This window comes from Brenneria goodwinii (assembly GCF_002291445.1).
In the GTDB taxonomy this organism is placed as follows: Bacteria; Pseudomonadota; Gammaproteobacteria; order Enterobacterales; family Enterobacteriaceae; genus Brenneria; species Brenneria goodwinii.
Genome location: NZ_CP014137.1, coordinates 878,736 through 901,322, shown reverse-complemented (window position 1 = coordinate 901,322; position 22,587 = coordinate 878,736). Strand labels below are relative to the sequence as shown.

16 protein-coding genes are annotated in these 22,587 nt (G+C 53.0%); all 16 read right to left on the bottom strand.

Translation table 11 applies throughout. The features are described 5' to 3' along the window. Positions 1 to 5 precede the first annotated feature (5 nt). The 16 genes from ACN28R_RS03980 to tssB all read right to left on the bottom strand — a co-directional run bounded on the left by ACN28R_RS03980 (position 6) and on the right by tssB (position 22,328). The gene (locus tag ACN28R_RS03980) at positions 6 to 3,158 is read right to left on the bottom strand and encodes an ImcF-related family protein (RefSeq protein ID WP_183096845.1); all 3,153 of its coding nucleotides are present in this window, start codon (positions 3,156 to 3,158) and stop codon (positions 6 to 8) included. Between the two features lie 127 nt (positions 3,159 to 3,285). Then, positions 3,286 to 4,134: a hypothetical protein gene (locus ACN28R_RS03975; protein ID WP_095833648.1), complete on the bottom strand. Its 849-nt coding sequence runs from the start codon at positions 4,132 to 4,134 to the stop codon at positions 3,286 to 3,288. Between the two features lie 326 nt (positions 4,135 to 4,460). Further along, complete coding sequence (locus ACN28R_RS03970; protein WP_095833647.1) at positions 4,461 to 4,727, bottom strand: PAAR domain-containing protein; 267 nt, start codon at positions 4,725 to 4,727, stop codon at positions 4,461 to 4,463. A gap of 497 nt (positions 4,728 to 5,224) precedes the next feature. After that, positions 5,225 to 5,983 (bottom strand): hypothetical protein, encoded by a 759-nt coding sequence (locus ACN28R_RS03965; RefSeq protein ID WP_095833646.1) that lies wholly within the window; start codon positions 5,981 to 5,983, stop codon positions 5,225 to 5,227. Between the two features lie 96 nt (positions 5,984 to 6,079). Then, on the bottom strand, positions 6,080 to 6,838 hold the full coding sequence (locus ACN28R_RS03960) for a hypothetical protein (RefSeq protein WP_095833645.1): 759 nt from the start codon (positions 6,836 to 6,838) through the stop codon (positions 6,080 to 6,082). Positions 6,839 to 6,956: 118 nt separating this feature from the next. Then, on the bottom strand, positions 6,957 to 7,718 hold the full coding sequence (locus ACN28R_RS03955) for a hypothetical protein (RefSeq protein WP_095833644.1): 762 nt from the start codon (positions 7,716 to 7,718) through the stop codon (positions 6,957 to 6,959). A 145-nt stretch (positions 7,719 to 7,863) separates the two neighbouring features. Next, positions 7,864 to 8,622 carry a hypothetical protein gene (locus ACN28R_RS03950; RefSeq protein ID WP_095833643.1) on the bottom strand — a complete coding sequence of 253 codons (759 nt, stop codon included), beginning with the start codon at positions 8,620 to 8,622 and terminating at the stop codon, positions 7,864 to 7,866. Further along, positions 8,619 to 10,523, bottom strand: coding sequence for a lipase family protein (locus ACN28R_RS03945; RefSeq protein WP_095833642.1), 1,905 nt, complete (start codon positions 10,521 to 10,523; stop codon positions 8,619 to 8,621). Before ACN28R_RS03945 ends, ACN28R_RS03950 begins: the two co-directional genes overlap by 4 nt. After that, complete coding sequence (locus tag ACN28R_RS03940; protein WP_095835721.1) at positions 10,520 to 13,054, bottom strand: type VI secretion system Vgr family protein; 2,535 nt, start codon at positions 13,052 to 13,054, stop codon at positions 10,520 to 10,522. Before ACN28R_RS03940 ends, ACN28R_RS03945 begins: the two co-directional genes overlap by 4 nt. Before the next feature lie 2 nt (positions 13,055 to 13,056). Continuing rightward, positions 13,057 to 15,714, bottom strand: a complete 2,658-nt coding sequence (gene tssH / locus ACN28R_RS03935; protein WP_095833641.1) for a type VI secretion system ATPase TssH — start codon at positions 15,712 to 15,714, stop codon at positions 13,057 to 13,059. A gap of 251 nt (positions 15,715 to 15,965) precedes the next feature. Next, entirely contained in the window at positions 15,966 to 16,457 is a 492-nt protein-coding gene (locus ACN28R_RS03930; protein ID WP_048638242.1) for an Hcp family type VI secretion system effector, read from the bottom strand. A gap of 54 nt (positions 16,458 to 16,511) precedes the next feature. Then, positions 16,512 to 18,170 carry an OmpA family protein gene (locus ACN28R_RS03925; RefSeq protein WP_095833640.1) on the bottom strand — a complete coding sequence of 553 codons (1,659 nt, stop codon included), beginning with the start codon at positions 18,168 to 18,170 and terminating at the stop codon, positions 16,512 to 16,514. Positions 18,171 to 18,187: 17 nt separating this feature from the next. After that, positions 18,188 to 18,853: a type VI secretion system protein TssL, short form gene (gene tssL, locus ACN28R_RS03920; protein ID WP_072065860.1), complete on the bottom strand. Its 666-nt coding sequence runs from the start codon at positions 18,851 to 18,853 to the stop codon at positions 18,188 to 18,190. Next, positions 18,850 to 20,199, bottom strand: coding sequence for a type VI secretion system baseplate subunit TssK (gene tssK / locus ACN28R_RS03915; protein WP_095833639.1), 1,350 nt, complete (start codon positions 20,197 to 20,199; stop codon positions 18,850 to 18,852). Before tssK ends, tssL begins: the two co-directional genes overlap by 4 nt. Before the next feature lie 34 nt (positions 20,200 to 20,233). Next, on the bottom strand, positions 20,234 to 21,775 hold the full coding sequence (tssC, locus tag ACN28R_RS03910) for a type VI secretion system contractile sheath large subunit (protein ID WP_048638239.1): 1,542 nt from the start codon (positions 21,773 to 21,775) through the stop codon (positions 20,234 to 20,236). Between the two features lie 55 nt (positions 21,776 to 21,830). Then, positions 21,831 to 22,328 (bottom strand): type VI secretion system contractile sheath small subunit, encoded by a 498-nt coding sequence (gene tssB / locus ACN28R_RS03905; protein WP_048638238.1) that lies wholly within the window; start codon positions 22,326 to 22,328, stop codon positions 21,831 to 21,833. Positions 22,329 to 22,587: the final 259 nt, after the last annotated feature.

The following is a 22,587-nucleotide window of genomic DNA, read 5'->3' as shown; positions in this document are numbered from 1 at the left end:
CTTGTTTATTCAACAAAAATCTTCTCCGGCAGCCGGAAATTGCGCAACTCCAGCAGCGCCAGCGGCCCCTTACCCAGCTCGGTTCGCAACACATAGTTGAGCGGCAGACCGTCCTGAGCACGCCACACCAGCTGGTAACGGCTGCTGTCGATAGGCGTCACCTGCGCTTTTTCCAACAGGCGAATTAGCCCCCACGGCCCTTGCAGATTGGCGTATTCACGATTGCCCGATGTCGTGCTTGTCCAGGTCAGCATCACGCCCGGCCGGAAATGATTGCCCGGCCACCCTATCGCGCCCCATCTCTCCATCTGGTTGAAATATTTAATGTTTTGTCCGTCAATGGTCAAATCAGTCTGCACAATATCCCGCGCCGGGCGCGCCATCAGTTCAAAACGCATCCCCGCGTCGCCATCGGCAAACACAATATCCGCCAGTTGACTAAGCTGGTTGATGCGACTCAGAAACTCAGGATCGATGTTCATGCCCTGGCTGTTGATAGCATCCGGCACCCACTGGCTGCCCTCTTTATGCAATACACCGTTCAGCCGGGTTTCGAGGAAGCGGGCAATGCGCCCGGTATCGGCGCGCAGATATTGCCCCAACAGCGGCAGCGACGCGTCGCTTGAGGTGGCCCGGAACGGATAACGTCCGTCGAACGCGTCATTCCACTCATCCACGATGGCATGCTGCCACTGCGTGTTCAGGCTGGACGCGGTAGGAGACAGCACCTCTTTCCACGCCTGCTCGACCGGTTGTACGAACAGCGCGTCGCCGAAATTGCTCCATGCCTGCCCCAGACTGGCCGCCAGCAGACTGCCATAGTCGCGGGTATCCGTCAGATCGACCGTTTTGCCCTGGAACACCGTTTGCGCCATCGCCTGCGCCATCGCCTGCGGATCCGGCGCGTTGGTGATCTGTTGCAATTTCAGACGCACCCGCGTCAGGCGGATCAAAAAGGTCTGAAGCGTCAGTCCGTTATTGTCCTGTCCGGCGGCCTGAGGATTCAGCACCGCCAGCAGCGGGCCGAAAGTCTCATCCAGCGGAGCGGGCTGGCTCGCCAGCAGTTTGTCCTGCTCGCTATCGCTTCGGCGGAACAGATTGCGGGTTGATTGCTCGACCGCACCGCCGACGGCAAGCGCGTCCTTGCCGGTGGCCGCCTGCCAGGCAATGGCTTTCATCAGCGCGCTCAGCGGTGACTGGCGCGCATCGGCCATCAGCGTCAGTTGATCGATGGAGTCTGAGAGCGAAGCGGCAGGCTGCCACTGCATGTTATTGAGAAAATCCAGCCAGGCAGTGGCGAAATCGTTGAAGTAACGTTCACGCAGCCGTGCCTTCAGGTCGTCCGACGACAGCGCCTGCTCATGGGCTCGGTTATCGCTCAGCACCCAGTCGGCCTCGGCGCTGCGCTGGCTCACTACTCTGTCAATCGCTTCCCGCGCCTGATTTTCCCAGCCCTGACGGGTAAACATGCCGGGTATGACGCCGTCGTTGGTGAACAGCAAAGACGCATCGGTATCGCCCGTCAACTGTGTCAGCGTCAGATCAGGCGTCTGATGGGCGATCTGCTGCAGCATTTTCTGATACAGCGCATTTTCCATATCCTGCCGGACGGACTGCCGCAACAGCGACTTGCGCGCCAGGGCGACCAAACGCGTATCCGGCTCAATGCGCCACTCAGGATGCGCGGGCAGATGTTGCGCATAAAACGCCAGCAGAGACGGCGCGGTCGCCTGCCAGACGCCCTCCGCCACGCCCTCGCGCTGCGGCCAGATCCGGGCCAGATTTTGGGCCAGAAATGCCGGTTCCGTTTTGTCCGGCCGCGCCATCATCAGATACGCCTTGAGGCTGTTATAAAGCGGACCGGCATCTTGACGTTTTTGAAGACTGAGCAATGCTATTTCGTCATGCAGACGTTCGGAGACGGCATCGCGCATCAGGCGGTCATTGCTGCGCTGATAAACCGGCCACAGGGCGTCAAGCTGCGCCTGACTCCGGTCCAGCCCGAAGCGCGTATACCACGGACTCCCCGCCTGTACGTTATGTTCAAGCCGCCCCATCGCCTGTTGCAGCGACAACTGCGCCAGCAGGCGCTCACTTATCCCGGCATCCTCTTTCAATACGCTATCGGCTAACTGGCCGTTGCCGATTATCTGCGCGCGATTATTCAGGAAAGACATCAGGCTGCCCGCTCCCCAAACCAGGGCCAACCCGATAATCCCCCACTGGGCCGTCCGATTCCAATCCACACCCAACCGACGGGCGGGCAGATAGCCGGCATCGTGAATAAGTCCGCTCCAACTGGCATCCGGTAACCAGCCGTGGCTGGCGACGCTTTCCCGCGCCGCGACCGGCAGGCTGAACATCATCCCGGCCAGTTGCACCGACTGCGGCCCGACGATAAGCGGCGTCAGCGCCTGTTTAATACGGTCAATGCCGCCGCCGGCAAGATCCTGCGCCAGCCGCAGCAGAAAATCATGACGCGGATCCGACATCACCTGCTGCATTCCCTTTTGCGTCAGGCGCGGGGTCAGCAGGTCAAGACCGGCCGCCAGTTCATGCGGTTTGCATCCGGCCGGCAATACGCAACCCACCGGCTGAGTATCGCGATCCTGCTGATCCCACTGGCTTTGGCGCACCTGCCAAAGGTACAGCGGCACATTCCACCCAAGCGCGCGATAACCCTCATGCAGGCGGCGGGCCATTGCGTCGGCGAAAACCGCATCTTCCGCACTCTTTTCACCTGCGATCCAGACCATAGCATCAAGAGGACGCCGACGAAGCTGGCGTAGCGCTTTCAATTTTTCATGATCAAGCGCGCCAGTATGTTCTCCGCCCCAAATCAGCGCCACGCCATCACCTTCAAGCCATTGCTGCTGTGTCAGTCCCGGCGTGACCAGCTCGACTTCATCCGCTTTTCCCATTACCAGCAAAAGATTCACTTTACGGCGCCAGCCGCGACCATAGCGGTAATGCAGATGCTGTTTCAGTCCATCCAGAAATCCGTTTTCATTATTATTTCCCGCGACGCGGCTTTCCTTTGCAGGATAAATATCGTTTTTTTCCGCCGCCAGCCGAGTTCGCGCACGGTTAGTTAGCGCCATAATAAGTTGTATAAGCCGGAAAATAATAAACAACCCGACCGTCAGGCCTACAATCATTACTTTCCTTTCCTGTGCATCCAAACCAAAACTGTTGCCATAGCGCCAGGTCAAATAACCGAGGGCCGATGCCATAGCAACAAAGAGTGCGAAAATCCCTGTCCTATTCCACTTGTTACCGAACATATTAATGATGCTCCAACGAGGGTTGAATCGTGCTAACCGTCCACTGACTGTCATCTTGCGCTAGCACCGTATAATTATCCTGATGAGTTAAAGCAAGATCAGCCGCCAGCGCCAGCGCCAGCCAGGAGCCAGCCGGACCGCTCGGGCCAATAAAACTTTCCAGATTACGAACAAGGGAGACATCAAGGTTGCCCTTGCCATCAAGGGATTGCTGCAAAATATCGGCCGCATGAAGGCTACCTTCGCCGTCCGATAGTAAAAGTCCTTTAGCGGCACGCGCAGGCGGTTGCGTATTAATAAATAATTGATATTGCAATGCCATTTGATCTTTATCGATTACCATGGGACGGTAAATTTTTGTCTGGCCGCCGAATCCCCAACGCTGTGCATGGTCATCGTTTATCAGCAGCATCACCGCCAACCCATCAGAAAATTCATCCATGTCTGAACGTTGTGCAACCAGTAACAGCGTAGCTTCAGGGGCGGGTGATTTGATCCAGTCTTCCATCACCATCGGCGACAAACTATTGACTATCGTTAACCGCTGCCAGGTGTACAGGTTTCCAATATGCTGCTGCCAGCCTTGCATGAAAGCATCGTTAACAACCGCCTCATTGTTGAGTGACTCATTCACCATGAGCGTAACGTTGAGCGAGATCTCTCCCGGCAACGCCATAATCTCGTTAGCAACTGAAGACAGTAATAACGACACTCTTGGAGCCAACTCTTTTGGAAAAGAGTCGATGTGTTTGATCAGACCAGTGCTGACTTCAATATCGCTTTCGGCGCTATAGATCATAGAAGCGGTAATCTGACCTGGGAGCAATACTCCCGACTTGATGATAGCCATATAACGGCTAGCCCATAGCCTCCATGCTTCGTCGGCCTTGCTACATTCGTCTTGCCACAGCCGGTAACACTCCAGCCGATGCCCATAAAAGTAAAACCGGATGCCAAGGACTAAAATCCATAGCAAACCGAGCGAGGTAGCAATCAGCGGCCAGTTTGTATTTAGCGTTAACTGCAAGCCAGGCAGGGGGATACCAGTCGGAAAAAATATTCGGCCACTGAAACAGCTGAATATTAAAACTAACAGCGCACTAATCCAACGCCGTACAACCGGCGGACTCGGTTCAACTAACGGCGTTATAACGGGCCTATTCCAGGACATACTCATTACCCTACAAAAAAATCCGTAATACTTGAAATAAGCTGGCATCCACAACCACAGCGACTGCCGTTTACCGCCACAGGTTTACCGTCGGATATAAAATCTGATGCGCCCTCAAGAATAACGGTGATACCGTGTCCTTTCATCGGGCAACTGACTTTGTCACCTACCAGCGCCACTTTTTTACCGTTGACGACCATTGTGGATGACGCCGAAATAACCTGGCCGCCGTGCGTAGTTTTATCGCCAAGCAGCACAAATCCTTTGGACATAATAAGCTCCATATCTAAAAATTAAGAATGTTTGAGAGTTATATTAATAGGGAAACCACACTCCCCTGATTACAATGTTCGAGTAAAGGAAAGCTGTTTGATAGGTAAATACATCGTCTCTTTGTGGTGTTTTAGTCACGATGAGTCAGGAAATATAGAATACGGTGACATTCTGATCTTAGTCGTTGTCAAAGGTTCTATTTTTTATACCCGCCTTATCACCTAACGTTGAAGTGCTATCTAATTTTTTGCGCAAAAGCTTTCCGCTTACGAACTATTTCAAATGGGCGTATAGCCGCCAGCGGCGCAATACCAAACAGCATCAGCCAGTTGATTAATTTCATGCTTTTCGATCCTCGGTGATTACGTTCCGCTACACTATTACTTTCTGGGCATTTTTTGTATGACTGGCAGAGTTTACAGATCGTTCTGCGCCAGAATAGACTGATTGAGAAAATAGTCCTCAAGCGATATTTTCTAATATACCCTCCAGAGCATTACTTCATGTTTTTTAGCTTATTATAATCAGGATCTCCTTTTTTCATATCTATCGAACCATCTGGGTAAATAGTTTTACTTCCCTCCCCCTCATCCATTTTTTTTACGCCTTGCCATTTTACTATTCTTTTTTCATCCAATTTAGGTAAAAATATTATTTCCCCATTGCTCCCCATATCTATTGTCATTCTATAAGGCATAAAACTTTTCTTTCCATATAACGACAGTGATCTTTCAAACTTACCCAAATAAAACTCTCTGATATAAGGATAGTAAACTGAAGTATAAGTCAGTTTATTTTTTACCGGCTCATAATAACCATTATTGGCAGCTTCATTATCAAAGGCTACTTTTAAGCCAACTGCCGTTCCGATTTCAGCATCCTTAACCAAATGATCGGTGCGGCTATATTCGATCCCCAGTGTGATCATGCTCAGCTTCCACTCGCAAGGTCCGCCGCCGTCCAGCGCCACCCGCTGGCGGTATACCCGTCCACCCGCATCCAGCTGCAACGCCATATGTACCGGGTTGTATCCCCGGCTTTTTACTTTGCTCATATCCGCCTGACGTCTTTCATGCAGACAAACGCTGGAGCGGTATAAGGCATTGAGTGGAAACGCCGTGGTATTCAGCGGCGCCACCACCTCAATATCTACCCACTGGGTATTTGCCGGTGGCGAAAGCGTAAAATCCCGCTTCGGCGAGCAGGCCGACAGCGGCGCGATAGCGAACAGTATCAGCCAGTTGATGAATTTCATGCTTTTTGAACCTCAGGGAAACCATCTGCATGCTATTGTTAATCGCTTGTAAAATATTACACATCTGGGATTTATCGATATGTTTTTTTGGGAACACTACTTCATATTTTTCAGCTTATTGTAATCAGGATCTGTCTTTCCAAAAGCAACCGAACCGTCAGGATAAGTAATTTTACTTTTTTCTCCTGCATTCATTTTTTTCACACCTTGCCATGTCACTATTTTTTTTTCATCCAACTTAGGTAAAAATATTATTTTTCCGACTCTTCCCTCATTTATCTTCATTAAATATTGTCTAAAATCCTGTTCACCATATATCCATAATTCTCTTTTAGATTCGCCCAAATAGTGTTCAATCAAAAAAGGATAATAAACTGCGGAGTAGGCTAGCTCATTGCGTACCGGTTCATAGTAACCGTTATTAGATGCCTCACTATCAAAAGCCACCTTTAGCCCTGAGCCTGGACCTACTTCGGCATTCTTGACCAAATGATCGGTACGGCTATATTTAATCCCCAGCGTGATCATGCTCAGCTTCCACTCACAAGGGCCGCCGCCGTCCACCGCTACCCGCTGGCGGTACACCCGCCCAGCCGCATCCGGCTGCAACGCCATATGTACCGGGTTGTATCCCCGGCTTTTCACTTTGCTCATATCCGCCTGACGTCTTTCATGCAGACAAACGCTGGAGCGGTATAAGGCATTGAGTGGAAAGGCCGTGGTATTCGGCGGCGCCACCACCTCAATATCTACCCACTGGGTATTTGCCAGCGGCGAAAGCGTAAAATCCCGCTTCGGCGCGCAGGCCGACAGCGGCGCGATAGCGAACAGTATCAGCCAGTTGATTAATTTCATGCTTTTTGATCCTCGGTGATTACGTACCGCTTCACTCATACTCGCTGATGTTTACGGATCGTCCTGCGCCCTCACAGAACGATTGAGAATATTTCATGCCTGGGATTTATCTAAAACACTACTTCATGTTTTTTAACTTATTGTAATCAGGTCTATTATTTGGATTGGCTGTTTCCGTACCATCAGGATAAATAATTTTAAAATAAACACCAACCTTATTTCCTTTAGGTGATATTTGTCGAACCAACTTCGATTCATCCACAACAGGAGAAAATTTTATTTTTCCACTTACACCTTTATCAATGAACATTCTATAAGGATAGAAGCTATGTTCACCGAATAAATACAACTCAAGTGGCTTGTTAGCTTCATTCCAATTCAATTCAACAGGGTAATAAACTGATGAATGTGTTAACTCATTTTTTACTGGCTCATAATAACCGTTATTAGATGCCTCATTATCAAACGCTACTTTTAAGCCAACTGCCGTTCCCACTTCAGCATCCTTGACCAAATGATCGGTACGACTATATTCAATTCCCAGCGTGATCATGCTCAGCTTCCACTCGCAAGGTCCGCCGCCGTCCAGCGCCACCCGTTGGCGGTATACCCGTCCACCCGCATCCGGCTGCAACGCCATATGTACCGGGTTGTATCCCCGGCTTTTCACTTTGCTCATATCCGCCTGACGTCTTTCATGCAGACAAACGCTGGAGCGGTATAAGGCATTGAGTGGAAACGCCGTGGTATTCGTCGGCACCACCACTTCAATATCTACCCACTGGGCATTCTCCGGCGGCGCGAGCGTTAAATCCCTTTTCGGCGCGCAAGCCGCCAGCGGCGCAATAGCGAACAGTATCAGCCAGTTGATGAATTTCATGCTTTTTGATTCTCGGTGATTACGTGCCGCTACGCTCCAGCCCTCTGGGGCTGTTATAAGTAGTTGCCATCTATTCTGTCAAGTTGCTAACATTTTAAATTTAATGAATATTAGCTCTCCAGCATACCAAGCTATCATCAAAGCGTTACTTCATATTTTTTAGCTTATTGTAATCAGGTCTAACCTTATCTTTATCAATCGAGCCATCAGGGTAAATGATTTTACCATTGTCATTATCTTTCATACTTCGCCCCCCCTCCAATTTTACTATTTTTTTTTCATCTACTGTTGGTAAAAAGACAATTTTCCCATTTTTATCCGTATCTATAGTTATTCGATACGGCATAAAGCTTTTCTCTCCATATAATGATAAAGATCTCTCAGGTTTACCCAAGTATGATTCTCTTATGTAAGGATAATACACTAAGGAATATATTAACTCATTGTGCACTGGTGCATAATAACCATTATTAGACGCTTCATTATCAAAGGCTACTTTTAAGCCAACCGCCGTTCCAATTTCAGCATCCTTAACCAAATGATCGGTGCGGCTATATTCGATCCCCAGTGTGATCATGCTCAGCTTCCACTCGCAAGGTCCGCCGCCGTCCACCGCCACCCGCTGGCGGTATACCCGTCCACCCGCATCCAGCTGCAACGCCATATGTACCGGGTTGTATCCTCGGCTTTTCACTTTGCTCATATCCGCCTGACGTCTTTCATGCAGACAAACGCTGGAGCGGTATAAGGCATTGAGTGGAAACGCCGTGGTATTCAGCGGCGCCACCACTTCAATATCTACCCACTGGGTATTTGCCGGCGGCGAAAGCGTAAAATCCCGCTTCGGCGCGCAGGCCGACAGCGGCGCGATAGCGAACAGTATCAGCCCGTTGATGAATTTCATGCTTTTTGATCCTCGGTGATATAGCGTAATAAAGCGTTCTGCCCTGCGGAAGACTCCCTGGTCTTCAACAGTGTTTGCGCAAATTGCTTATCCAGCGCCAGAAAGGCCAGATTGCGTTGATATTCCTGCTGCGGCATATCCGTTTGATAGGTCGCCAACTGCCGCCGGAAGGCCTGCTTATCCTGATAATATTTCCCGCTTTCCTCACCGCTGGCCGCCTCCGCCAGTCGCTCCCCCAGGTACTGGGCATAGTTTAGCGACGAGTGGTCGCTGAAGTTCAGCGCATCTTTTAGCGTCGGGTTGCTCCAACGCGGGAAATAGTTTTTCCGGCTGTCCGAGTCCAGCCGTTGCATCAATTCTTGCTGATTGTCTTTCGCCTGCTGATTTTCGGCTTCATTCAGGCTGGGGGCGAGCAGCAGTTTGGCTTTTTTCGGTAAGCGCCGACGGACGGTAACGGTAACTCGTGGATTACGCTCTTCACTCCACTGTTGGGTTGAGGCTGCCTCGCAAAAATGCACCACCTCGCCCTGATGACCAAAATATTCTTCCCCCCGGTAGGCCAGTTGCAGCAGCGACCAGGCAAACCCCAAGGTGGTGCCCAACGGTCCCCAGAGGTCATACAGGTAGTTATCCAGCGCGCGCTCCGGCGGTACTGAGGTTACCGCATCGTTAGCGTTGATATGGCGAAAGTGGGGTAACGACTGTAATTCCCGTATCGCGCCGATGGTAAAGGTGCGCGGCATGCCGTAGGTATATAATATGGGGTTGTTATCAAGGTTTTTAGCGGCGTACAGCAGCGCTAACGCCCCACCCAGACTATGCCCACAGACAAATAGTTTCCTCTTTTTAAGAAGAAGATCTGCTATTAGCTGATATTTATCCCTAATATCCTTATCTTTACTACTATCCATCAGACAAAATCCATCCCAAAATCCTTTATGGACTTTACCTTGCTTGACCAACTCTATACAGGGGACTTTAATCTCGCAGCTAAACGACTGCGGGCGGAACGTGCCATCCGTTTTAACATCCTCCCACGACGTCATCTCGGTGCCGCGCCAGGCCACGATGATCTCCGTGGCATTGGCGGCATAAAATAGTTGCGTACTTCCTTCCGGGTTAGCGGCCCGTAAGGAATCAATATAGCCGACGTCGGTATAACGCTGGCTAAAAGGCACATCTTTGACCACCGGTTTACGGGATATATCATTAACGTGATAGGGAGAACGGGAAAGATCCAGCATCTGTCGGTTAAACAGATGGGTAATTGAGCCGGACTGGTCTTCGTTATCTTCGGCATAAGACAGCACCACCATCAGCGACAGGTTATAGGCATTGACCAGCGAATAATCAAGCTGGTGATGCAGCACCAGCGACCAGGCGCGGAATGGGCAAATTTCCAGCACATGGCGACGATCCAATTCTGTGCGGTCCACACGAACGCCTACCGGTTGCGCCTTGGGGAAATGAAACGTTGGGGGACGATCCTGCGACCAGTTTTCAATCGCCGGCACGCCATCGCTGATTTCACCAATGCGCACATAGCGATACTGATGTCCGCCCTCTAGCGCCGTAACCTTTACGTCCGAGTGTTCTTCACCCCGTAACGGACGTAGTTCGCGTTTTTCCATCTCATCCGCCAACGGCTGCGCCGCCACCAGAAGATAAACCGGAAACCAGGGCATATTGTCTTCTCGTAATAGTCCCTGCGCATCTGTTTTCCCTTTACGGTCGCCATCCCCCGCTTTCAACAGATAGGGCATATCGGCAACCGGCTTTCCCTGTTCATCCAGCAGCAAAAACTCCACCCAATATTTTTTCTGCCGATCCGGCATATTGACGTGAATACCTTTGGAAGGGGTAGCCGTCGTCATACCTGATTGTTTTTTTCCTTGTGTCATTCCGTTTTCCCCTTCTGCGTTGTGTCTTCCAATGAGTCGGGAAACTCAATTATTATGTTGTCGGGAGCGGCAGTAAAAATCTCATCGGTTTTTCCGTCTTTATCTGAACTCCCTTCGAAAACTTTCCCTTCACTGGTGGTAATGCGGTAACGGGAAAATGGCATAATTTCGCCGTTTTTTTCACTATGCAGAATAAAAAACTCTCCACACCCGCTCGGTAGCGCAGGCGGTGGTACATCGAAGCTCGCCGCGCCCATCTTCTGCACATTGGCCGACTTCAGCAGGATATTTCCCGGACAACCCAGCTCGATATTCCCCCCCTTCAGCCGGATATAGCCCCCGCCGCAGCTCAGCGTCAGCTCTTCCCCCGCCGTGACAACCACCCTGCCCGCCACGCTGCTCACGCTCACATCCTTCTGCCCCGTCAGCTCCAGCTCATCGCTCTGCGCCTGTACCGCCACCTTCCCCGCACCGGCAAACAGCTTCATCCCCGACTTCGACGCATACAGACTCACCTTCCCGCCCGACGCCGCCGTCAGCGCCTTGCCCGTGCTGATGTCCACATCCTTCCTCGACACCAGCGACACGCTCTCCTCGCCCGACGAGATATGCACCTGCTTCGGGCTCACCACCCCAACCCCTTCCGGGCCGTGCAACAGTAATCCCGGCTGCGTTAATCCGCTCAGGCTCTGCACCAGCGTTGTCTGACTCCCGCTCTCGCCCTCGTCCGCCTTCGCTATCCCCGCACCCGACTGCAACGACTTCGCCAGCGACAGCGCCTGCTCCAGCTGCATTATCGCCGCCGACATATCCAGCGCCTCGCCCTGTGCGCCGGGCTGGCCGTCCGCGCTGATGAAAATCCCTTTCCCCGCCCGTATCGCCCCCCACTGGTCGGTACGCAGCTCAAACCCTTCTCCCCGCTGCTCACGGGTACTGTCCACCAGATGCCCCAGGTTTAACTGGCTTTTGCCGCCGTACTCCGTACTGAGCTTGATATGCTCCTTGCCCCGCTCGTCCTCCATCCGCAGCTTGTTGTTGGCCGGCGTGCGGATGACGTTGCGCTTGTTGTTCGCCTGCGTCACATGGTCCGGGTGCCGTGAGTCATGCAGCGCATAGGCGATATACGGCCGGTCCGGGTTGCCCTCTTCAAACGCTATCGCCACCTCCGTTCCCGCCAGCAGCGGCAGGTGCATGCCGTAGGTGTCGCCGCTGTAGGGTTTGGCGAGACGCACCCACAGGCTTTCGTAACCCGTCTTCCAGTTATCCAGGTCGAAGTCGAACTTCACCCGGTAACGCCCCATCTTGTCCAGATGCGCGTAAGTGTCGCCCGCGGTAATACTCGTTACCCGCGCCGGCAGCGTCCCCGCTATCCTCGGTCGCGCTTCAGGCTCCGGGCGGAATCCCACCGTTTCACTGTAGGGAATGCCGGTAAACGTCAGCATATAGCTGCTGTCACGCCGCGCGCCGGCACTGATAGTAGTGATGACTATCCCTTTGGCGAATATCGCCGGCACCCCGCCGGCGATTTCCAGCATCTGCCCCGGCGCCAGCGTTGAGGCATTGCTCTTCCCGCTCAGTTGATGCTGATTATTCAGCAGCCGTTCGTGGCGCAGCCGCGCGTAGAAATCGCCCCCTTCCGCCGTCTCGCCGCCCGACTCACCGCTTTCGCCACCCAGCGTCAGGTAGTTGTCGCCGTAACGGTACACCTGCCCGTAAGTGCTCTCCCCGCCGCCGCTCACTTCCGCTTCGGTCTGCAGGCCGTCTCCCGCCTGGCGGTAGTTGTAATCCTTCACCCGCACCGACTGGCTGACCACCTGATGCGCCGAGCTCAGCCCCCATACCGACTCCACTCCGTTGTCGTTCATCCCCGACGGACTGCGCAGCGGCAGGCTCACGTCAAACTGGTAGAACTGCTGGTCGTCGGCGAACACCACCACTTCCCTTTTCAGCCGCGCGTCCATCTCGAAGCGATACCAGATGCCCACTTCCGCCAGCAGCCGGTCGATAAACGCCCGGTCGCTCTCCTGCCACTGCATCACCTGCTCGCGCGGCGGGTAGCTGTTGCGCAGGCGGAACTCGAACTGCCAGCCTTCGAACTGATGCTGCCGGCGCAATATCTGCTCGACTATCTCCGGTACCGACTGGTTCTGGTATATCGCCGGCCGCCCGGCATTGGTCAGCAACGCCAGCCGCGGCTCCAGCGTCAGCTGATAGCGCACCTCGTCCACCGACGCCGACAGCCGCTGAAACTGCGTCACCACCCCGTGCACCGCACGCGCCGCCTCAGACAGCGCGATATCCCCGAGCAGCGAGCCCGGCGTATTAAAGGTAAAGGTGACGTCCTGCAACAGCATCTCGCCGGGGGCGATATCGCTGCCGCTGGTAAAGGTTATCTGGTAGCAATAGGTCTGGCTCAGCCCCTCGGTGGCGCTGAAGGACTCCACGTCCAGGTCGGTTCTGCCGCTCACCGCCAGCGAATAGCGATTCAGCGTACCGGTGAGGCGGCCGGCGAGTTCGGATACGGACAGCATGGTCATACCTCTTCAGTAGTATTAAACGCGAGGGTTATCCCTTCGTCTTCGTCAAAACCCAGCGCCACACGAGACGGTTTTCGCTGATGGGCCAAATGCGACAGCAACGCCTGCGACAACACCGGCAAGATCTGCTGATTTAGCAGGCTGTCGATATTGCGTGCGCCGCTATCGGGCAGCAGGCAGGCGTCAACCAACGCGTCGTACAGGCTTTCATCAATCTGGCAATCAAGGTCATAGTGACGGCGCAGGCGTCGCGCCACCTGTTCCAGTTTGATGGCGACAATGCGCCGCATCGCCGCCGCGTCAAGCGGACGAAAAATCACTGTTTGGAAGCGGGCTAACAATGCGGGCTGGAAATGGTCGCGCAGCACCGGGCGCAGCAGTTCCTGCTGCTGGGCATCCGTAGCCTCGGGCAGTTGGGCGTGCAGCGCCATCAGTTCATCGCTGCCAAGATTGGAGGTCATGATAATGACGGTATTGCGGAAGTCGATTTCCCGCCCTTCGCCATCGCGCATCATGCCGCGGTCAAATACCTGATAGAAAAGATTAAGCACGTCGCGATGTGCTTTTTCGACTTCATCCAGCAATACCACACTGTAAGGACGCTTACGTACCGCTTCCGTCAAAATGCCGCCTTGTCCATAGCCGACATACCCCGGAGGGGATCCTTTGAGTTGCGAAACCGTATGCGCTTCCTGATATTCGGAAAGATTAATGGTTATCAACGCCTGTTCGCCGCCGAACAGACTGTCCGCCAGCGCCAATGCGGTTTCTGTTTTACCAACGCCGCTCGGCCCGACCAGCAGGAATACCCCCAACGGACCGTTCTCCGGCGTCAAGCCGGTCTTCGCGGCTCGTAGCCGCTGAGCGATAGCGGTCAGAGCCAGATCCTGACCGATGACGCGCTCGCCCAACTGCTGCTCCAGCGCCAACAAATTGGTCTGTTCATCCTTCAACAAGCTGCCAAGCGGCACCCCAGTCCAGTCGGCAATCACTGTCGCCACGCTGCGCACATCCACATCCAGCGACAGCAGCGGCGCGCCGTCCTGAAGTTCGTCCAGTTCAGCCAATACATCAGCCAACGATTCGCTTTCCTGCGGATGTTGACGGGCGCTCAGAATACGATCGGCGATCGCTTTTTCCGCTAGAAAACGCTGCTCCAGCGCTTGTAACTCGGCATTAAGCGTGGCGCGGCGTTCAGCGATAGCCGTAAGACGCGTGCCGTCCGTTTGCGGCAAAGCGGTAACATCCTGCTCAATGGCTTGCTGTTCCATATCAAGCGCGATTAGTTCAGCCTGGAGTTGGGTTAATGCTTCGGGGCGCGTATCCAATCCCATGCGTACCCGGGCGCTGGCGGTATCCAGCAGATCCACCGCTTTGTCCGGCAACTGTCGCCCCGTTAGATAACGGCGCGACAGCACGACCGCCGCCTGCACCGCATCATCCTGAATATGTACGCCATGGTGCTGCGCGTAGCGTGATTTCAGGCCGCGCAGCATCAGGCAGGCGCGCTGGTCATCCGGCTCATCGACCTTAACCATCTGGAAACGGCGTTCAAGCGCAGCATCACGTTCAAAATATTGCTTATATTCAGACCAGGTAGTCGCGGCGATAGTACGGAGTTCGCCTCGCGCCAGCGCCGGTTTCAACAGGTTGGCAGCATCTGCGCCGCCGGCCTGATTGCCCGCGCCGATAATCGTATGCGCTTCATCAATAAACAGCAGCACCGGTTCTACGGCCTGTTGTACACCTTCAATGACATTTTTCAGGCGTTGTTCAAATTCACCCTTTACGCCGGCGCCCGCTTGCAACATGCCGAGATCGAGCGTGCGCAAGTGCACGGTTTTCAGACTGGCGGGGACATTGCCCTCGGCAATACGCAGCGCCAGCCCTTCCACTAAAGCGGTTTTACCGACACCCGGTTCACCCACCAGAATAGGATTGTTTTTGCGGCGGCGTGACAGGATGTCAATCATCTGGCGAATTTCATTGTCGCGGCCAAATACCGGATCGATATTTCCCGCGCGCGCATTAGCGGTAACATCGGTAGTAAATTTATCGAGCGCGGCCTGGCCTGCCGTCCGGGGTTTATTTACAGATGCAGGAGCATCGGTGGATTGACTCATTTCACCGGATTGGTGGCTGGAAACCCGCGCAGCCTCGGCAGTCTGTTGTTGCAATTCAGGGCGCTCATCAGACTGTTCATCCAGCAATGGACGCAAGCGTTCAAGTTGTACTGAAGTCAGGCTCAGTAAAGGCCAGGCATTACTGGCGCGCAGCCAGCTTGGCTGGTTGAGTAGGGCTTGTAAAAGATGTACTGAACGGATAGTGCTGTCATTCTCTTCCAGAGACGCGATGAGCCACGCCGCCTGTAGCAAGCCAAGTAAAGGAGCGGAGAGGCTTGGGCGGCGGGTAACGCTATGCGGCAAACTGTCTAGATGGCCCAGAAGCGCCTGCCATAGTTGATCCAGATCCCATTCGTAACGCCGTGCGATAACGGTAATATCGCCCTCGCCGTTTTCCAACAGCTTCAGCAGCCAATGCTCCACCGTAATTTCGCGATGCGCCCGGGTCTGGCACAGTGCCGCCGCTGCATCCAGAGCCACGGCACAATAAGGGTTGAGTCGACGCAGTAAAGAAGTAGAAGCCATATCCATAAAAGTCCCGTCTCGTTGCAAAGCCATCAGGCCCAAGGGAGGTAGTTAGCCTTAAACCATAGCTACCGCACGGCCTGTGACAGTCCGTTTAGCCATGCCCTGTGTTGTGTTAACCCTTCGTGGGGTAAAGCATAAAAATGTCCGGCGGAAAAACCGCCGAACAGATCGACAGAGGCGCAGGAACGATAAGTTCCCACGCCCTGCCATTCATTACGCCGGTTGAGGCCAAACGTAATGAACAGACTTACTCATCAGGCCTGAGCGCGTTCATTCCAGGAATCGGAATGAATGATGTTGCCATCTTTGTAGGTCCAGATGATTTTTTCGTAGCGCAGTTCCACCACTTCCAGGTGGTTGTGCTTCTCTTTGGCGGGATCTTTAATGTCGTACATCAGCGGAGCGACTTTCACTACCTTCACATTCTCAAGAGTGGTGTTGAAGTACTCTTTTTCCTGACCGGCATCGTCGATTTTGTACCATTTGAACTCAGCGGATTTCAGGGTTTGGCCTGAAGTCACGGCTTTGTAGAGATAAGGGGTTGAAGAATCCACTTCTTTAGTAAAGACTAACGGTGCGTGCACGCGGGTACCGGTTAGTTTACCCGTGTTGTTATCCGTAGGGATGTGCAGGGAATGGTCCAACGCGACGACTTCGATGCTGCCTTCACGGTTCTGTACATTAACGGAACCTTTGATGTCCGCACCGCCGTCATCCTTTAACCAAAGATAGGCTGGAATAGCCATAGTATTACTCCTTATTTTGCTATGAAATGTCGCCATAGGCGGCGACGCGATTGATTAGTCCGGATCCCTGGCAATCGGCTGGCAGGCCTCTGCATCAGGTACCAGACTGATTTCAACCCTGCGGTTCTTAGCCCGACCCGCATCGGTTGAGTTCGTAGCGACCGGTTGCGTTGCACCATATCCCCGCACCGCAAAACACGTGGCAGAGATGTCGCTGGTTTTTATCATCCAGTCACGGACCGCTTCTGCTCTGGCCAGTGACAGCTTCATATTGGCGTTCGCATCGCCGGTGGCGTCCGTATGGCCCGTAATGAGCACAATCCAACCGGGCTTTCCTTTGATGGCGAACAGCGCGTCTACCAACACTTTGGTTGACCCTTCTTTCAGTTCCGATTTTCCCACTTCAAACAACGACATGCTGTCAAGCCGGATTGGCTCGGCGGGCGGCACCTCTTTCGGTTGCGGCGGCGGCTGATAGCCGCGGATCGCGGCCATCAGCGGCGGATACAACCGTTCTCCCGGATATAGCCAAAACCCTAAACGGCTGGGCACACCGTTACGTTGATAATCTTCCAGCAACAACGCGTCTTGTTTTAACTGTTTCAGCGCTTCGGCTTTGGGTTCGTAATTGTTCATATCAATAGCGAGATAGCGATCCAGATCGCTGGTTACCTCGTGCAGCAATTGCTGGTTGTTCCAGGATGAACAAAACATTGCCGCCACCAGAAAGACCAGCGCCATCAACATGGCATAACCAAGGGCACGAACCTTTGGCGGATAGCCGCGCCTCTCCGGCAGTAAGCCCAGTAGCGGATCGGGAAAGCGGTTCGCTTCGTCGTCGCTACTTTCGCTGATAGTGGCCGGAATCAACGTGGTTTTGTCTATGACCCAGCGCTGCCATAAATTATTTGCAGCTGGCGGGCGGGCGACAAATGCCAGACCGGTAGCCAGAGGCCGCAACGACGCACAGGGCTGATCGGCGGTTTCGCACTCCGGAATAACGTATTTCTTCATCCAGCGGATCCACGCCTCGAACCGTACCGCTTGGCGCAGCTTACGATCCTGCTCGGCGGGTGTACCGCTGCGTAACCAATCGCTCAATTCATGCGAAGACTGAATCCCGGCCCAGATCCGCGCTTCACAACTTCCAGCATTACAGTTAAACCACGGCGCGTGATGCCCGTTCAGATAACCAATCAACATAACTTTGGGCCGCTGCCCGCAAATTTGTTTAAGACGCGAAACCTGAAAGCGGAACTCGCGAATTTGCACCCCCATGACCGGCAGATCGTCTTGCTGTTCAGGAAACAGCACCAACATGGCATTCAGTTGGCTCGCCCACTCCGGACGGACTGAAATCAGCAGTTCCGCCAATGGCCCTATTTCAGCTAACGCCGGCACACGGATATAACAGCCCTGCGTCGTATCACGCAGCGGTGCCCCCTCAAAAAGCCACTCAATACCTTCACCTGCGGTAAGGACAATCGGTAACCGGTAGTTTTCGCCCGGCAGCGCCGCCAGCAGCGCATCCATATTGTGATGTTCACGCAGCGCGCGAACCGCGCGTCCGGTACGAAACCAGGCCACGCCTGCTATCAGCACAATAACGATGGCACTGATAACCTTAAAAGCCGCTCCGGCGGGGAACCAGAACAAACAGAGGATAAGGGCCAACATACAGCCCATACCCCACAAAGCCCGCTTCAATGCCATACTCAACGGACGACTCCTTAGCCCTGATTAGCCGATAACCATGCGCTAAGTAATTGTTGTAATTGATAGTGCAGTCCGAACCACACGCCGATAACCACAAGCACGGCAAGCCCGCTCCAGAACCAGAGGGAACGGAAATAGCGTAATCCACGCCCTTCGCGCCGGGTGTTGACCAGTAATGGCTCCTGCCCTTCCTGTACCGTAAACGGCTCGACTTTCTGCGTCAGCAAATCGAGTAACGCCTGTCGCTCCTGCTGAGGCTGATTGCGATAGCGACCTTCAAACCCCATCATTAATACGCGGTGCAGGCAGGTGAGGATCAATGGGTCAATTCCTGGCTGTTGCAGACTCTGACGAATACGCTCGTAAAGCACTTCACCGGCCTGGAGCGTATTAAAAAAACGGGCCTGAAGCGGAGTCTGCATCCAGATGTCATAGCCGTTATCCGACTGCGGCCGGTTGAGCACGGTTTCATCCAGTAATGCGCATTGCGCATAGCTCACCGCATCTACCACCTCGGCGCTATAGCCCACATCGGCCATACGCTTACGCGCCTTTTCCACCAGCTCAATGCCCTTCTGGTATAGGGGTTCGCCCCGTTCGGCTACCGCCCCGTTACGCAGCGCGACCACCATGAGCCAGGTATCGCGCAGTAATACATCTATCGAAATGTCTGTTTTCATGATCGCAATACCGCAAAGAGTTCAAGCTGAATATCGGTGAGAATCCCCGGTACATAAAAAGCGCAGACGCCGGCTTCCAGCATGGTTTTAGCCGCCGGGTGAGTCAGATCGAACGCGAAATACTGATTTTCCAGCCGTAGCGGAATGGCTGCCGGCACATGGCTGAGCGGTATCAGTGGAATACCATTCAAGGCAACGTTGATGATGTTATTAACATCATCCGGCGCACCGACTTTACACAGCATGGGGAAGCGGGTTTGCAGCTCATGCGCCGGCAGCGACGAACGCACCGACAGGTAGAAATCGGCATCTTCCTTCAGGCGGCTATCGTTAAGACGAGCCAGCCACTGATTTTCGCGCACGGTTTCAAACTCGATGGCAATGACCCGAGACGGCAGGCTGGCTTCCAGCAAATTGCCAATCAGGCTGAATAACGGCGGAAATACCTCGGTGAGTTTGTCGTGCTGATAACGGGGTATCGCCTCCACGTCATGTTCCAGCGAAAAGGTCATTAAGGCGCCGGCCAGGCGCACTAGTTCGCGGTAGATGAGTTCAGGATGCAACGAGGGGGATTCAAGAAAATCGGCCAGCACCGGTTCATACGTATTCAATGCGTTGAGCAGCCAGAACAACGATACATCGGCAACGGCGAAATCAGCCATACGCTGATTACTCTCCCGGCGCATGCCCATTAAACGGGTACGCTTGGCGCGCAATTGCGTCAGCCGCAGGCTTAGCTGATCGTACAGGGTTTCGCTGGCGCTGAATGCCAACAGCGGAGGAATGAACTGTTTATCCAGCGTCCATCCTCCTTGCCCGTCCCGCTGAATCCGCGCGATGGGACAAACCATCAGCTCATCGTTATTGTCGGTATTAAAGCGCAGTGACAGGGCATAACGCTCAACCGCGATGGATTCGGTTTCACTGCCGAATATATCCTGCACGGTCGCCCATTCCTGTTGATAACGCAGAGGACGTTCCATCGCCTCATCGTTCAGGCGGCAATTGCCGCCATTCGCGTGTTCCAGAGGCAGGCCGAGCAATACGTCAACCGTATTGACGTCCACGGGGATAGCGCGTTGCAAATCGCAGGCGGCGGGCAAATTATCCGCTCGGGAAGAATCAACCAGCGTACCATCCGGCATGCGAACCGTTAGCTGTTGAGCCTTTAGCCGATTAAGACGCAAAGCGTCTTCGTCAAATTGCGCCGCCAATACCCCCCAGGGATTAACCAGCCCCAAACGGGCAATGCATTCATTGGTGAGCGCTTCCCATCGTGACTGTTGCTGAAATTGCTGCGGAGCCAAAAATGCCCCTTCAACCCAAAGCGGCCGAAAGACTTTCATGATGACCTCTAATAAAAACGCTTAATTTTTATCTTTATACTTTTGCTTTCGGCATCTGCGATACCAGCGACAAATTGACATCCATGCCTTCGACCTGGAAGTGAGGTACGGCGTAAAGCTTGACGCGGAAGAAACCTGGATTGTCTTCAATGTCTTCAACGGTAACGCGGGCTTCTCGCAGCGGATGCGATGCCTGCAAATCATCGGATGGATCGGTCATCTCGGTTACCAAGGTGTTGATCCAGTTGTTAAGCTCAAGCTCCAACATCCGACGATCTTTGGTCGTGCCGATATTTTCACGCTGCAATAACTTCAGATAATGCGCAATTCGCGATAGCAGGAAGATGTATGGCAGGCGTGAGTTTATCCGGCTATTGGCTGTTGCTTCCTGCGTGTCGTATAGCGCCGGTTTCTGAGCCGAATTGGCAGAGAAAAAGCAGGCGTAGTCACGGTTTTTATAGTAGGAGAGCGGAATGAAGCCTAAACCGGCGAATTCAAATTCGCGCGTTTCCGGGATCATTACCTCAGAAGGGATTTTCACCTGGTTGCCAACGCCCAAATCATAAAGATGGATCGGCAGATCGGTCACCGCGCCACCCGCCTGAGGGCCACGAATCTGTACGCACCAACCGTTTTTAATAAAACTGCGCACCATATTGGCGGCGAACGCGAACGAGGCGTTGCTCCACAAATAACTGTCGTGATCCGGTCCCTTGACCTCCTCTACATAGTTGAAACTACGTACCGGGACGGTGTCCGGGCCATATGGCAGACGGCCCAGTACGCGCGGCAGCGTCAGGCCGATGTAACGTGCGTCGTCGGTTTCGCGGAACGCTTTCCATTTAATGTATTCGGCGCGATCGAAATAGCTGGCGATATCTTTAATCCCCGCGACTTCTTCCATGGTTTCTTTGCCGAAAAACGCCGGCCCGACAGAGGCAATAAATGGCATATGCGCAGAGGCGGCAACGCGTGAGATATTACGTAGCAGGGCGATATCCTGCGGACTGCGGTCGAATTCATAGTTGGCGATAGTTGAACCAATTGGCTCGCCGCCCGGAGTGTCGTATTCCTGAATATAGGTGTGATGATAGAAGCCGCTTTGCACGATTTCCGGCGCGTCCTCAAAGTCTTCGCGCAGTTCCTCTTTGCTGGCGTCCAGCACTTCGATTTTAACGTTTTGACGAAAATCGGTGCGTTCGACCAGAAACTTCAGCCCACGCCATGCGGATTCCACTTGCTGGAATGCGTCGTGATGCATGACTTCATCAAGCTGTCGGCTGATTTGCTCATCCAACGCGCTAATATGATTATCGAGCAGCGTTTTATCCAGGCGATCCACCTTGGTGGCGGATTCTTTTAACAGATTCAGGAACACGCTGACCGCTGCGGTGACACGCTCATCCGCCGTGGTATCAGCCAGCCCATCGCTATCCTGAAAAGATTCTATACCATTAAGTCGTTCAATCGGATTGAGATTGATTTTTTCGAACAGTTTCTGATAAACACTGCCAGCAGACGCTTCTTCAGTAACAGTGCTTGCCGCCGGTACGGCCTGATTCTTTTGTTGAGCCATTTTTTAAATTCCTTCACATCCTGCTGGAAACAGAACATCGCCGTAACTCGGCGTATCAGTCCTCTTTAGGCGCCAATGCAGCCAATTCAGCGCGTAGTTCATCGCTCAAGGCTTCATCCTTGAGGATGTTTTCCAGTTCACGCCGAAACGTGCTGTTATCCAAAAGATTGGATTTGAGGTCACGCAACAGATTGCGCATGGACAACAAGGCGCGCAGTTGCGGGATCTGGCGAGCGACCTGCTCTGGTTCGAAATCTTTCATATCGCGGAAAACGAGTTCCACATCATCTTCACTGCTATCGCCAGCCAAGGTGTTCTTGACCGCGATTTTTACTTTTGGCGCATATTCCGCGAGTACGTTATTAAAATTATTTTTATTGATGGAGATTTTTTCACGTTCAGTTAACGGACGATCATCTTGTCCATTACTATAATCTCCCATTACTAACAACTTGAGAGGTAATTCGACTTTTTTCTCAGAACCACCGGTGTGGAGGTTAAGTTTAATATTTACGCGGGAAGATGGAATTTCATCCTGAAAGCTGTTTGCCATATAAATACCTATAACGCCATGACGGGTTAGTGAATACCGGAGACAACAGTAATTTAAATTACTATGAATTACCATGTGTTAATTAAAAACAAGAAAGAGCCAGGATATAAGCAGAAACATTATGAATGTTAAAAAACATGTCACGAATGTTGGCACACACAGTAGAATCAAATGTAAAGTCCTTTATTACATTTCGTCTGGCGATTTTATTGAACTTATAAAAGAAGTCAACACATTATATAAAATACATATAAATCAT